The following is a 14,178-nucleotide window of genomic DNA, read 5'->3' as shown; positions in this document are numbered from 1 at the left end:
GCTTCTGGTGCAGTTTTTGCACTAAAACTGGCAGGCGGAAAGAACTCTCTATAATTCACTACAAAAATAATATTTACTAGCGGCTTGTCCTGCAACTTTGCACCAAAATAACAAGCCGGACAATAATGAGGCAGCCCAGTAATGGCGCGGCATCAGGTTAGCAAAATGTAAATAATCAGCACTTATGACGTTAAAGCAATTATTCGTAAAGCTTATCCCTATTATTGCTGTAAAGTACCGGCGGGCTAATCTTCAGAATTGATATACTAAGTCATATAAATTGCTGAGACACCCGCCATTATTACATGTAATAATCATCTGCTATTCTGTTACACATCAATTGTTCCGCACGTATCAACGTTAATGCGCAAGGCGAAAGGATTTTTTATGAAGCTGAAATACACGATCATCGCATCGGCATTGCTATCACTCACCGCGCTTTCTGCTGCACAAGCGGCAAAAGAACTCGCGCCTGAGCAAGCAGCAGCCATTAAGCCATTTGATCGCATTACTATTACTGGCCGATTTAATGCAATAAATGAAGCAGCGGATGCGGTATCCCGCCGTGCTGACAAATTGGGTGCAGACTCCTTCTATATTCAGGATATCAACAGCAACAATAATGGCGGCAACTGGCGTGTAACGGCCGATGTTTATCATAACGATGCCGCGGAAGTGAGCAAAGAAACCCAGTATCGCGTCTTTAATGATGTGAAAGAATTGCCAAAAGCAGAAGCCTACGCGCTTCAGCCTTATGATACCGTTTCTGTTAGTGGCTTCTTCCGCAGCCAGCCTGATATCAACGATGCCATTTCAAAAGCGGCAAAAGAGAAAGGGGCTTACTCCTTCTTTATCGTACGTCAGGTTGATGCAAACCAAGGCGGCAACCAGTTTGTTACGGCATATGTTTATAAAGCAGATGCGGCAAAACGTGTTGTCCAGAGCCCGGATGTTATTCCTGCCGATTCTGATGCTGGTCGTGCGGCACTGGCTGCCGGTGGCGCAGCTGCTGCCAACGTTGAAATCCCAGGTGTTGCCTCTTCAGGTACGCCAAGTGCTGATGTGGGCCGTTTCTTCGAAACGCAATCATCAACCGGTAAACGTTACACTGTCACCCTGAATGATGGTACTCAAATTCAGGAGCTGAATAACACGACAGCCGCACAGATGGTGCCGTTTGATTCTATTACCTTTAGCGGTCACTACAACAGCATGACTGACGTATCTCATGAAGTGGCTAAACGTGCTGCGGCAAAAGGTGCGAAGTATTACCATGTGACTCGCCAGTGGCAGAACCAAAGTGGTGGTAACCTGAGTGTTAGCGCTGACTTGTTCAAATAAGTTTGCTTAAATCGTTACTGTAAGGGCAGCTCCGTGCTGCCTTTTTTTATGTGTCTGCTGTTGTCCTGCTTCTTATTGGTACGGACTGAATAATTTTTTGCCCAAATCGCATAACCAATCATTGCATGATCGCGTTCCACTCCGTAAAATCTCCCCAAAAATTTGGGGCTATTATCTGTCAATTATCGATAATCTTTCCTCATATAATGCTGCTTACAAGTCAGTAACCATTCATTAATACTTTCAAAACCAGGATCCATAATTGGAAAAAAAACTCGGCCTGACTGCGTTAACCGCGCTGGTCCTTAGCTCAATGCTGGGAGCGGGTGTCTTCAGCTTACCGCAAAATATGGCAGAAGTTGCCAGCCCTGCGGCACTGCTTATCGGCTGGAGTATTACCGGCGTGGGGATCATCTTCCTGGCGTTTGCCATGCTGTTACTGACGCGTTTGCGCCCTGATCTCGATGGCGGAATATTCACCTATGCCAAAGAAGGCTTTGGTGATCTTATCGGTTTTTTCTCAGCCTGGGGTTACTGGCTATGCGCCGTTATTGCTAATGTCTCTTACTTAGTAATTGTTTTTGCTGCATTAAGCTTCTTTACTGATAAATCGGGTCACATTATCTTCGGTGAAGGGAATACTTGGCAGGCATTGCTGGGAGCCTCCTTCCTGCTATGGTTGGTGCATGCACTGGTTCTGCGCGGTGTCCAAACCGCCGCCAGTATTAACCTGGCCGCCACCTTGGCAAAACTGCTGCCTATCGGTGGTTTTATTGTGTTGGCGGGACTTGCATTCAGCCTTGATACTTTCAGTTTTGATTTTAGTGGTGTCGCGCTGCATACCCCGGTCTGGCAGCAGGTTAAGGACACCATGCTAATAACGCTCTGGGTCTTTATTGGTGTGGAAGGCGCAGTCGTTGTTTCGGCCCGCGCACGCAATAAAAAAGATGTGGGTCGGGCAACCATGTTAGCCGTACTTTCTGCCCTGTGCGTTTATTTGCTCATTACCCTATTGTCTCTTGGCGTAGTGCCGCGGGCTGAGTTAGCAGGCATGCGTAATCCGTCGATGGCTGGAATTATGGTCGAGATGATTGGCCCTTGGGGGGAAGTCATCATTGCCACTGGGCTCATTATTTCTGTGTGTGGCGCTTATCTTAGCTGGACCATTATGGCTGCTGAAGTGCCGATGGTTGCAGCTAAGCACGGGGCTTTTCCCAAAATGTTCCGCCATCAGAATAAAAACAATGCACCGGCACAATCTTTGTGGTTAACCAACTGCGCAGTACAGGTGGCTCTGATTCTGATTTGGCTGACGGGTAGCAACTACAATACCTTACTAACAATTGCGTCAGAAATGATTCTGGTACCCTATTTCCTCGTGGGAGCCTTCTTATTTAAAGTCGCCTTAAAGCGTCATGACTGGCGTTTGATTGTTGCTGCCAGTGGCGCGTGCTTGTATGGTTTGTGGTTAATTTATGCTGCCGGATTAGTGTACCTGCTGTTGTCCGTTCTGTTATATGCCCCAGGATTATTGGTATTTATTTATGCGCGCAAAGGGCATGAAGGGCTGAAATTACTCAATACCGTGGAGCGAGCGGCTATCTGCCTGGTGTTGATTGCAACTATTCCAGCAACCTGGCTCGCGATGCATTAAGCCCGAATAAAAGCGGCGAAAAATAAGATCTCAAATGGGCTGACCGCGTTACCTCAGTTTGCCCGTTTGAGTATCGTCTGTTAACTAATGATTAGCTGCTCCCGCCAAATCCACCGATAAACACTCCCCCTGCTGGTTTAATTTTATCGATTCCGGCAATTTTTGTTTAATCTCACCGAGTTGATCAGTATCCAAAGGGTAAGGCAACTGGATATCCAACACCGTAATGCCCTGTTGTTCGGCTAGCCGAATCAAGCGAACAATATTGGTTTGGTCATTAAGCTGGGTAGATAATACCTGTAAGGCCAATGCTTTAAGCCGCTCTTGCGGTGTTTTTTCCGATTCAGTCTGCGATTTTACTACCATGCCAAATATCGGCATAACACCATAAATCGCATCGATAAAACTCCACCGTTTTTTGCATGATGCGGCTAAAAATTCCGTGTAATTGAAACAAACCTTTTCACTGTGCGCTGGCGCACCAATGTGTTCGCCACTCATCCCTCAGTCCTCAGCTGATCGATACAGCTATTCATTAATCGTAAGTATTGATATATAAACGATAGGCGCAACAAAATAGAGATGACGATATAATCACTTTTATTAATATAATGAAATGATTTACCTGTTGTCTAGCAATCACTCATCAGCATTAATGATAAGCGGAATAAATAACATGCATAGTATTGCTGTCAACTGCGCGCTATGCTGAATTCTGGCACCTTTATAAACTGAAAAACATGACCAAAATTGTTTTTGTGGAAGACGACCCGGAAGTCGGAAAATTGATTGCTGCCTATCTGGGTAAGCATGACATTGATGTGTTTGTAGAACCCCGTGGCGATACGGCCCAGGCGGTGATTGAACAACAACAACCGGACTTGGTATTGCTTGATATCATGTTGCCAGGAAAAGATGGCATGACGCTGTGTCGTGATTTGCGGCCGGTTTATGAGGGGCCGATTGTGCTACTGACCTCGCTTGACAGTGATATGAACCATATTCTGTCGCTTGAAATGGGCGCAAATGACTATATTCTCAAAACCACACCACCCGCAGTACTGCTAGCACGCCTACGGCTACATCTTCGCCAGCATAATCAGCAACAAAGCAAAGAGATCATTAGTCCGCCATTTACCGGTCATAATGCGATTCATTTCGGCTTACTCTGTATCGATCCGGTAAACCGCCAAGTTAATCTTAATGATGAAGAGATAACATTATCCACGTCTGATTTTGATTTGTTATGGGAGTTAGCTACCCATGCAGGAATAATAATGGACCGTGAAGCGCTACTGAAAAATTTACGCGGCGTCAGCTACGACGGCATGGACCGCAGTATAGACGTTGCCATCTCGCGTTTGCGGCGCAAACTCTATGACAATGCTTTCGAGCCATTTCGCATCAAAACCGTGCGTAATAAAGGCTATTTATTCGCCCCCAATGCCTGGGAGTCCGTGCAACAATGAGGAAGCTATTTATTCAGTTTTTCTTATTGCTGTTCGTCTGTTTTATGGTGATGGCGATGCTGGTTGGCTTGGTTTACAAAGTCACCGCAGAGCGTGCTGGCAGGCAGTCATTAGATGACCTGATGAAAAGTTCACTTTCGTTGATGCGCAGTGAATTGCGGGAAATTCCCCTGAAGGATTGGAATAAAACCATTGCTACACTGGACTTAAATCTTTCCTTTCAGTTGCATATAGAACCTCTCGATAAACGGGATCTCGGCGAGCGTTTGAATAAACGCCTGCGCGCCGGTGAAATTATTGCGTTAGATGATGAATATACTTTCCTGCAACGTATCCCACGCAGTCACTACGTTCTTGCTGTCGGCCCAGTCCCCTATTTATTTTATTTGCATCAAATGCGCCTGCTCGACTTGGCCTTATTAATCCTGATTGGTATGTCCTTAGCGCTGCCAGTATTCTTGTGGATGCGCCCGCACTGGAAAGACCTACTGAAACTGGAGAATGCGGCTCAGCGACTGGGGGCTGGCTATCTTGACGAGCGAACCCATTTTGATCCTACGTCCAGTTTAAACCGCTTAGGCGTAGCGTTTAATCAAATGGCTGACAATATCAATACTCTGATTGTTAGCAAGAAATTACTCATTGATGGTATTGCTCATGAACTCCGCACACCGCTCGTGCGTTTACGCTATCGTTTAGCGATGAGTGACAACCTGACAGAAAGTGAACAATTGGCTTTAAATCATGATATTGGCCAGTTAGAAGCACTGATTGATGAGTTACTGACCTACGCTCGATTGGACCGCCCGCAGGTTTCCCTTAATCTGGAACCCATCGACCTACCCGCTTGGTTAACAGCAAAAGTCGTGGATATGCGCTTAATCCATAGTGATCGGGAAATCGAACTCGATATCCCCCATCGCGGTGACTTTGGTGCTGTTGACCTGCGTCTGATGGAGCGCGTATTAGATAATCTGGTTAATAACGCGCTACGCTATTCCACTCAACGACTGCGTATCGGATTATGGTTTGATGGTGACAACGCCTGCTTGCAAGTTGAAGATGATGGGCCTGGTATCCCTTTGGAAGAGCGCGCACGCGTTTTTGAGCCTTTTGTTCGCCTCGATCCCAGCCGCGACCGGGCAACGGGAGGCTGTGGCTTGGGCTTGGCGATTGTTCACTCCATCGCACTGGCTTATCAAGGCAGTATCTCCGTCGATGCCAGTTCATTAGGCGGTGCCAGTTTCCGTTTCTGTTGGCCGGTAAAAAGCCTTTACTCACTGTCCGTTGCTCAAGATTAAGCACTAACTTTTACTTTGGAGTGTTTTATGACCACTGCTTACCACCACCTGCGTACAACCTTTACCCGGCTTGCACGTTTCGAACACCTGTCGGCTATTGCCGGATGGGATATACAGACTATGATGCCAGTGAAAGGTAACCTTGCCCGTTCAGAAGCGATGGCGGAGCTGAATGTCTTACAACACCAGATATTAACGGCCAACCAGGTTGGTGAATGGTTAAAACAAGCTGAGCAAGAAACACTTGATGATATTGAGCAGGCAAATTTATGCGAAATGCGTCGCCATTATGACAATGCAGTCCTGCTGCCAGAAGCACTGGTAGAAGCTAAATCACTGGCAGGGGCGCGATGTGAGCATGCATGGCGGCAACAGCGTATCGCTAATGATTGGCATGGTTTTGCAAAGAACTTGCGGGAAGTGGTCAAACTCAGCCGTGAAGAAGCCTCGATACGTTCTCAGGCGGCTGGTATATCGGGTTATGACGCATTACTTAATCTCTATGAACCAGGGACTAACAGTGCCGATTTAGACCGTATATTTGGTGATCTTAAGCAATGGCTACCTGACCTATTACAAAAAGTGACGGCTAAACAAGCCAATGAAAACTGCCTGATACCACAGGGCACTTTTGACGTGGAAAAACAGCGTCAGCTTGGGTTACAAGTGATGAAAGTACTCGGTTTTGACTTTGACGGCGGGCGGGTCGATGTCAGTGTACATCCGTTCTGCGGTGGTGTTCCTCAAGACGTACGCATTACAACTCGTTATAACGAACAAGAATTTCTCAGTTCATTAATGGGTATTGTGCATGAAACAGGCCATGCCCGTTATGAGCAAAATCTACCACGTGAATGGTTAGGGCAACCCATTTCCCATGCACGGTCAACCGCCATCCATGAGTCCCAAAGCTTACTGTTTGAGATGCAATTAGCACGCAGTAATGAATTCTTACAAGTGATCCGCCCACTGGTAGCAAACCAATTTGGGGATCAACCCGCTTTTGCGCAACAGAACTTCATAGCTCTCAATCAACGGGTTAAAACGGGTTTTATTCGAGTTGATGCCGATGAAGTGAGCTATCCTGCCCATGTTATATTGCGGTATGAAATCGAAAAAGCGTTGATCAGTGGTGAAATCGAAGTAGATGATATCCCTATGCTGTGGAATGAGAAAATGCAGCAATACCTCGGTATTAATACTGAGGGTAATTACCGTAACGGATGTATGCAAGATATCCATTGGACCGATGGTGCTTTTGGCTATTTCCCAACGTATACATTGGGTGCAATGTATGCAGCGCAACTGTTCCAAACTGCCCGTGATGCTATGCCGGGGCTGGATAAAAGTATCGCTAGTGGCGATCTCAGCGCCCTATTCACCTGGTTACAACAGAATATCTGGCAGCATGGCAGTCGTTACTCAACCGCAGAATTAATTACCAAGGCTACCGGTGAAACACTTAACCCTCGCTATTTCCGCCAACATTTAGAGCGGCGCTATTTGTAATTTATTGCGTGTTAGTCTGCGCCTAACCTCTCATTAGGGTTGGGCGCCTTCTCCCTGCATAACTCAAATTACATCCCCACTATCAAGCGACGTTGATGTTACATAAGACGATAAGTTTATTAAAAGGCTATATGTATGTTGTAACTAAAATAAGTGATTTAGTCGGTTATTTATCTGGTTTATTGCCGTTGTACAATCGGTTACAAGCCGAAACCAATGACTCACGGAAGCCAGTATATATTTCCTCTACTCTCTTTATAACGACCCAACGGGGCCGATATACAAACAGAACACTGAGGAATAAATTATGAAAACAGTATTAGCTCTGATTGTTGCTGCAACCTTGGGTGTATCATCTATAGCAATAGCCGCCGACACCGTTGCACCACCGGCAGCACCCGTTGTTACAGCACCTGTAGCTCATAGTGCACCGGCTAAAACCATGCACCACAAGAAAGCTAAAAAATCTGATTCGATGAAAAAAATGGATAAAGCAGCCCCGGTGCAAAAAGCACAGGCAGCCAAAAAACACCATAAAAAAGCGACACACAGTAAGTCAGCTCCAACCGCAGTGCCAGTGACCAAATAGCGGCAGCATTTAACTTGTGAAAGCTACAACAGGCTCTCACGATTGACCTGCAACAGCGATTCACTCGACACCCGGTTTACCGGGTGTTTTTTATTAGGAGTGCTGATAATGCTGCGCCATTATTTATTTGAAATCACTTTAGCCATATTAGTTATTTGCGGTCTGATCACATTATTCTTTTATTTATAGTACCAACAGCCGATAGCGCTCTAAAATTATCGAAAAATCAATTACTGACAACATATGACACAACTTATTATGTCTATAGTTAGCGCTAGTAGAGCCGTGATTGGTCGTCTAATCAGCAGGTCTCAGGTGTGTTAATGGATAACCTTTGGTCAGTAAATAAAGGCAAGGCTAATTATTTATGCGTTTATCTTCATTATTACTATTGAGTCTGTTGCCACTTTCCATCTCTATGGCTTTAGCCCTTCCCCCCACTGACAAGCCGAATGATGAAAGCAGCATTGCGGATCAAACCACGTTGTTCTTCGGGAAAGATGACCGTACAGCGATAACAAATAGTACGGAGTGGCCGTGGCAAGCCATTGGGCAAGTTGAAACAACCAGTGGCAACCTTTGCACAGCAACGTTAATCTCCCCTCGTCTGGCGCTCACCGCAGGCCATTGCGTTCTTACCCCACCGGGGAAAATTGATCGCGCTGTTGCCTTACGTTTTATTTCTCATGATGGTCATTGGAAGTACCAGATTACCCGACTGGAAACGCTGGTTGATGCCAAATTAGGTAAAAAACTTAAACCTGATGGCGATGGTTGGATAGTTCCACCCGCCGCCGCCGCTTATGATTTTGCACTTATTCGGTTAACTAACACAAAGCCTATCCCGATTAAGCCGTTACCGCTTTGGGATGGAACCTCAAGTGAGCTGACACAAGCGCTTAAATTGGTTAATCGTAAAATAACTCAAGCGGGTTATCCCCTTGATCATCTTGAAACTTTATACAGCCATGAAGACTGTCTGGTTACCGGGTGGGCACAACAGGGCGTACTTTCACACCAATGCGATACCTTGCCAGGTGACAGTGGTTCCCCACTATTACTAAAAAATGGCGACGCGTGGTCTTTAATTGCGATTCAAAGTTCTGCACCGGCCGCCAAAGACCGCTATCTTGCGGATAACCGCGCCCTAGCGGTAACGGCGATTAGAGAACGGTTAAAAACGCTCGCTAAAAATGCAGCAAAGTGACCACTTTATTCAGTGATACACAGAGTGAGGGATATCCCCTATTTCTTACTGACACAATGGGGCTTTTGGTTGAATTTGAAAACAAAAGTCCCACCTAATGCTGCTGCGTAACGGCTCAACGTGGTGAGGTTGGGAGAAATGATACCTTTCTCCATACGGCTGATATTTTGTTTTTTCAGCCCTGCTCGTTGCGCCACTTCCTCTTGTGTTAAATTACATTGCTGACGGGCAGCTTTCAGCTCAGTCATCATGGCGTCGCGAATCTGCAAGTCTGTGTAAGCTTCTTTGACCTGAGGATGATTTAAAGCATCTGTTTTAACCTCAGCAAAAGAAATAATGTCAAAGTCATCTTGTTTTTTCATGGTTGCAATCTCCGTTTGATTTCCTTCATCCGCTGATAAGCCAACATCAGTGTTCGCCTTGGGGTCTTTTGCGTCTTCTTTTGTAAGATATGAATGATGTAAACCTGCCAACCCAGGTGGTAAAAGAAAAAACCACGCCCGCCCCCCTCTCTAGCACTAACCCGCAATTCCTTTAGCCCGCGCCCAATATCCCGCACCTCTGGCTCCCGCAACTCATGACCATAAGCCTCTAACTCATCCATAGCTTTAATCAGAGCCGCCTGAATGCCTACAGGTAATTTAAACAACTCGCGCTGTGCCAACCTCAACAAACTAATTTGATACATAAGCAATCCCTGCACTGGAAAAACTCTATCAAACTCACCATAGGTAATCAAATATGGTGACCCTAAATCAGACAAACTTTAACCCAATGGTCTGATTTATCAGTACCCATATAGCGGGAGTTCAAGATAGGAGGCAATAATGCCGCGGCCATGCAGCCCAGTTAATTTACAATTCTCGAGAGGCTTCGCATCAACATCAGCAAGTTTCATCTATTACATAGTTGACATGCAGATAAAAATAGACGAATCATAAAGATAGTGAATTTTATAGCGGTATATTAGGAAGGAATTTAGTCAGTAAGAGACTCCGCGTCTAAATCAATGATACTTAGAACGCGGAGTGATATTAATCGCTAATCAGGCAGAAAGCTGTTCGATAGTTTGTAGAATACGCTTGTCAGAAATAGGGTAAGCTGTCCCCAATTGCTGGGCAAATAAGCTCACACGCAGTTCTTCAATCATCCAGCGAACTTCTTTAACATCTTCATCTTGCTGGCGTTTTGGCGGCAATTTATGCAGCCATTGCTGCCACATCTGTTGCACATGTTCTACGCGTAGCATTTGGGCACGATCACGATGAGGGTCCATAGCCAGCTTTTCCAATCGGCGCTCAATTGCTTGCAGATAACGCAGTGTATCCGGCAGACGTTTCCAACCATTATTGGTCACGAAACCACGATAAATAAGCCCCCCTAGCTGGGCTTTGATATCAGAGAGAGCCAATGCCATTGAGATATCTATCCGGCCTTTCAGTCGCTTATTAATACTGAATACCGTCGTCAGAATTTGTTCAACTTGCTTGGCAATCTCAACCACCGTGTCATTCAGCTCAGCACGAACCTTTTCCTGTAGTCGAGCGAACTCCGCCTCTTGCCATGCGGGGCCACCATGCTGCGCAACTAACTTATCCACACCACAAGCAATGCAGTCATCAATCAGGTCCAACACTTTGCCATAAGGATTAAAATAGAGCCCGAGCTTGGATTTGTTCGGCAATTTCTCATGTAAATACTTTATAGGGGATGGGATATTCAATAATAGTAAACGTCTTGTCCCCTGCCACATAGCTTGTTGTTGCTGAGATTCTGTATCAAACAAGCGAATAGCGACACTGTCTTTTTCATCCACCAGTGCCGGGTATGCCTTGACTTCATAGCCACCACGACGCTGCTCATAGCACAGCGGTAGATCACCGAAACTCCAGATATGTAAGTCAGTTTGTTCAATACCATCGTCGGCAACGGCGGACAATGTTTCCTGCACTTTCTCTTGTAACTGTAGCTTCAAGGCAGCAAGGTCTTTACCTTCACGCAAAATACGATTTTTATCATCGAGCACACGGAAGGTTATTTTAAGATGATCTGGAACTTGGTCCCATTGCCAACTATCACGTGACACTGTCACACCAGTCATGCGCCGCAGTTCACGCTCTAATGCATCGAGCAGCCCCACCTCCATCGGGGTAACGCGGGCCAGAAACGCCTCAGCATAATTGGGCGCGGGGACAAAATTGCGCCGCACCGGTTTAGGCAAAGACTTGATCAGTGCAATCACTAATTCACGCCGAATCCCCGGTATCTGCCAATCAAAACCCTGCTCTTGGATCTGATTAAGGATGGGCAACGGAATATGTACGGTTACCCCATCAGCGTCAGTACCGGGTTCAAATTGGTAGGAAAGCCGTAACTTAAGCGACCCCTGATACCAAAAATTGGGATAGTCGAGCGGGTTAACTTTGTTCGCGCCATCTTTGATAAGCATGGTTTTTTCAAAGTTCAATAACTCTGGCTGTGTCTGGCTGGTTTTCTTCCACCAGCTATCAAAATGACGGGCTGAAATAACCTCGCGACCAATTCGCTGGTCATAGAAGTTAAACAGTGTCTCATCATCCACCAGAATATCGCGCCGACGTGATTTGTGTTCCAACTCTTCAACTTCAGCCAATAGTTTGAGATTGGCGCGGAAAAAAGCGTGACGCGTTTGCCAATCCCCCTCCACCAAGCCATGACGAATAAACAACTCACGGCATAGCGGTGGGTCAATCAGGCCATAATTGATTTTGCGCTCAGCAACTATGGGTAAACCGAATAGGGTGACTTTCTCACTGGCCATCACCGCACCCTGTGCTTTCTCCCAATGCGGATCACTATAATGATGTTTCACCAAATGCTGCGCCAAAGGTTCGATCCATTCCGGCTCGATGCGGGCAGCAATGCGGCCCCATAAGCGACTGGTTTCGACCAGCTCAGCCACCATGCTCCATTTCGGCGGTTTTTTAAATAAACCGGAACCGGGGAAGATAGCAAACCTTGCGTTACGAGCACCGGTATACTCTTGCTTTTCAACATCTTTTTGGCCGATATGAGATAACAAACCGGTCAATATCGCGGTATGCACGCTACGGTAGTCGGCTGCAACACTATTCACCGGAATACCCAGTTCTTTCACCACCTGGCGCAGTTGCGTGTAGATATCCTGCCATTCGCGCACCCGCAGATAGTTGAGAAAGTCACTACGGCACAGTTTACGGAACTGCGCTGATGACAACTCTTTTTGCTGCTCTTTCAGGTAATCCCATAAGTTAACAAACGCCAGGAAATCAGAATCCTTATCCGCAAAGCGACGATGTTTTTCATCAGAAGCCTGCTGCTTATCCATTGGCCGTTCACGCGGGTCCTGAATCGACAACGCCGAGGTAATGATCATCAGTTCACGGACACTGCCACTTTTCTGTGCTTCCAGCACCATCCGTGCCAGACGAGGGTCGACGGGCAATTGCGCTAATTGTCGCCCCAGCGGGGTCAGTTGTTGATGACCATTATCAGCGGTTTGTATCGCACCCAGCTCTTCCAGTAACCGAACACCATCTTGGATATTGCGTTTATCGGGGGCTTCCACAAACGGGAATGCCGCAATATCACCCAGACCGAGTGACGTCATTTGCAAAATGACGGAGGCCAGGTTGGTTCGTAGAATTTCCGGGTCGGTAAACTCTGGGCGAGAGAGGAAGTCCTGCTCAGAATAAAGACGGATACAGATACCGTCTGACACACGGCCACAGCGGCCTTTACGCTGATTAGCTGACGCCTGAGACACCGGCTCGATAGGCAACCGCTGCACCTTAGTACGGAAGCTATAACGGCTGATGCGAGCTGTACCGGGGTCAATCACGTACTTAATCCCAGGTACGGTGAGCGAGGTTTCAGCCACGTTGGTCGCCAATACAATTCGCCGCCCATGATGCGACTGGAACACCCGATTCTGCTCACTGTTTGATAAGCGGGCATAGAGTGGTAGTACTTCCGTATGGGGCAGATTTTGCTTCATCAATGCATCAGCGGTATCACGAATCTCACGCTCACCACTCATAAAGATCAGAATATCGCCGGGACTTTCATGGCCTAACTCATCAACCGCATCAAAAATAGCCTGTAGTTGGTCACGTTCAACATCATCGGCATCATCCACAATGGGGCGATAACGTACTTCGACCGGATAGGTGCGGCCAGAAACCTCGATAATAGGGGCATTATTGAAATGCTGGGAGAAACGCTGCGGATCAATGGTCGCCGAAGTGATAATTACTTTTAGATCTGGGCGTTTGGGTAATAATTCACGCAAATAGCCCAAGATGAAATCAATGTTCAGGCTACGTTCATGGGCTTCATCGATAATCAACGTATCATATTGCATCAACAGACGATCTTGCTGAATTTCAGCCAACAAAATCCCGTCGGTCATCAACTTAACCAGCGTGTTTTCACCCACTTGATCGTTAAAACGCACTTTATAACCGACACAACCGCCAAGGGAGGTATCCAGTTCATCCGCAATACGGTTTGCGACGGTGCGCGCAGCCAGACGACGTGGTTGAGTATGGCCGATCACCCCTTGCACGCCCCGCCCCAATTCCAGGCAAATTTTCGGCAACTGGGTGGTTTTACCGGAACCGGTTTCACCGGCGACGATCACCACCTGATGGTCACGAATAGCATGGTAGATATCTTGCTTTTTCTGGCTGACCGGCAAGTTTTCAGGATAAGTTATCGCCGGACAAGCAGCTCGACGACGAATAACCCGCTGCATGGCGGTTGCTATATCAGCCTCAAGCTCGAGGGTAATCGCCTCTACGGCCTGTGGATTATTAATTTTTCGTGCGCCTTGCAGCCGACGCCGCAGGCGTTGTTGGTCACGGAGCATCAACTCACCGAGTTGGGTGGATAATGCTGCGAGCGAAGATTTCACGTTCTGTGTTCCTTGTTACGATGCGGCTGCAACCTACGGTATCAGCCCAATGATTTTATGCTATGAGTTTGATTGGCAGATATTTTTTATTAATCGGTATCAATTTTTAACCTGCCAATACCCCCATTTTCGACGCCAAATAGATGAGTGACCCATAGCTTTTATTAGATAAACC

11 protein-coding genes are annotated in these 14,178 nt (G+C 46.7%); 7 read left to right on the top strand and 4 right to left on the bottom strand.

Annotation, left to right across the window (positions count from 1 at the left end; genetic code table 11):
• The first annotated feature begins 387 nt into the window (after positions 1–387).
• Positions 388–1,341, top strand: coding sequence for a DUF1471 family protein YdgH (gene ydgH, locus V2A84_RS07315; protein WP_083158798.1), 954 nt, complete (start codon positions 388–390; stop codon positions 1,339–1,341).
• Positions 1,342–1,603: 262 nt separating this feature from the next.
• Entirely contained in the window at positions 1,604–2,995 is a 1,392-nt protein-coding gene (locus V2A84_RS07310) for an amino acid permease (protein ID WP_083158797.1), read from the top strand.
• Between the two features lie 84 nt (positions 2,996–3,079).
• Here V2A84_RS07310 and V2A84_RS07305 read toward each other — a convergent pair whose 3' ends face one another.
• On the bottom strand, positions 3,080–3,496 hold the full coding sequence (locus tag V2A84_RS07305) for a hypothetical protein (protein WP_083158796.1): 417 nt from the start codon (positions 3,494–3,496) through the stop codon (positions 3,080–3,082).
• Positions 3,497–3,735: 239 nt separating this feature from the next.
• Here V2A84_RS07305 and rstA point away from each other — a divergent pair, with 239 nt between their 5' ends.
• From rstA to V2A84_RS07280, 5 genes are all read left to right on the top strand, one after another.
• On the top strand, positions 3,736–4,464 hold the full coding sequence (gene rstA, locus V2A84_RS07300) for a two-component system response regulator RstA (RefSeq protein ID WP_083163624.1): 729 nt from the start codon (positions 3,736–3,738) through the stop codon (positions 4,462–4,464).
• A complete protein-coding gene (rstB, locus tag V2A84_RS07295; RefSeq protein ID WP_083158795.1) occupies positions 4,461–5,765 on the top strand; it encodes a two-component system sensor histidine kinase RstB in 1,305 nt (434 codons plus the stop codon). The genes rstA and rstB overlap by 4 nt, the downstream gene beginning before the upstream one ends.
• Positions 5,766–5,792: 27 nt before the next feature.
• Positions 5,793–7,274 (top strand): carboxypeptidase M32, encoded by a 1,482-nt coding sequence (locus V2A84_RS07290; RefSeq protein WP_442848671.1) that lies wholly within the window; start codon positions 5,793–5,795, stop codon positions 7,272–7,274.
• Positions 7,275–7,581: 307 nt separating this feature from the next.
• Positions 7,582–7,863: an acid resistance repetitive basic protein Asr gene (gene asr / locus V2A84_RS07285; RefSeq protein WP_083158793.1), complete on the top strand. Its 282-nt coding sequence runs from the start codon at positions 7,582–7,584 to the stop codon at positions 7,861–7,863.
• A 367-nt stretch (positions 7,864–8,230) separates the two neighbouring features.
• Complete coding sequence (locus tag V2A84_RS07280) at positions 8,231–9,070, top strand: trypsin-like serine peptidase (RefSeq protein WP_083158792.1); 840 nt, start codon at positions 8,231–8,233, stop codon at positions 9,068–9,070.
• Between the two features lie 38 nt (positions 9,071–9,108).
• On the opposite strand, the gene V2A84_RS07275 is transcribed toward V2A84_RS07280, so the two are convergent.
• From V2A84_RS07275 to hrpA, 3 genes are all read right to left on the bottom strand, one after another.
• Positions 9,109–9,432, bottom strand: coding sequence for a helix-turn-helix domain-containing protein (locus tag V2A84_RS07275; protein ID WP_083158791.1), 324 nt, complete (start codon positions 9,430–9,432; stop codon positions 9,109–9,111).
• Entirely contained in the window at positions 9,429–9,758 is a 330-nt protein-coding gene (locus tag V2A84_RS07270; protein WP_193784656.1) for a type II toxin-antitoxin system RelE/ParE family toxin, read from the bottom strand. Before V2A84_RS07270 ends, V2A84_RS07275 begins: the two co-directional genes overlap by 4 nt.
• A 357-nt stretch (positions 9,759–10,115) precedes the next feature.
• A complete protein-coding gene (gene hrpA, locus V2A84_RS07265; protein ID WP_442848670.1) occupies positions 10,116–14,003 on the bottom strand; it encodes an ATP-dependent RNA helicase HrpA in 3,888 nt (1,295 codons plus the stop codon).
• Positions 14,004–14,178 lie beyond the last annotated feature (175 nt).

Source organism: Yersinia sp. 2553 StPb PI (assembly GCF_052217105.1).
Taxonomy (GTDB): Bacteria; Pseudomonadota; Gammaproteobacteria; order Enterobacterales; family Enterobacteriaceae; genus Yersinia; species Yersinia enterocolitica_E.
The sequence above is the reverse complement of the archived record's forward strand: the minus strand, read 5'-3'. Positions and strand labels throughout refer to the sequence as shown.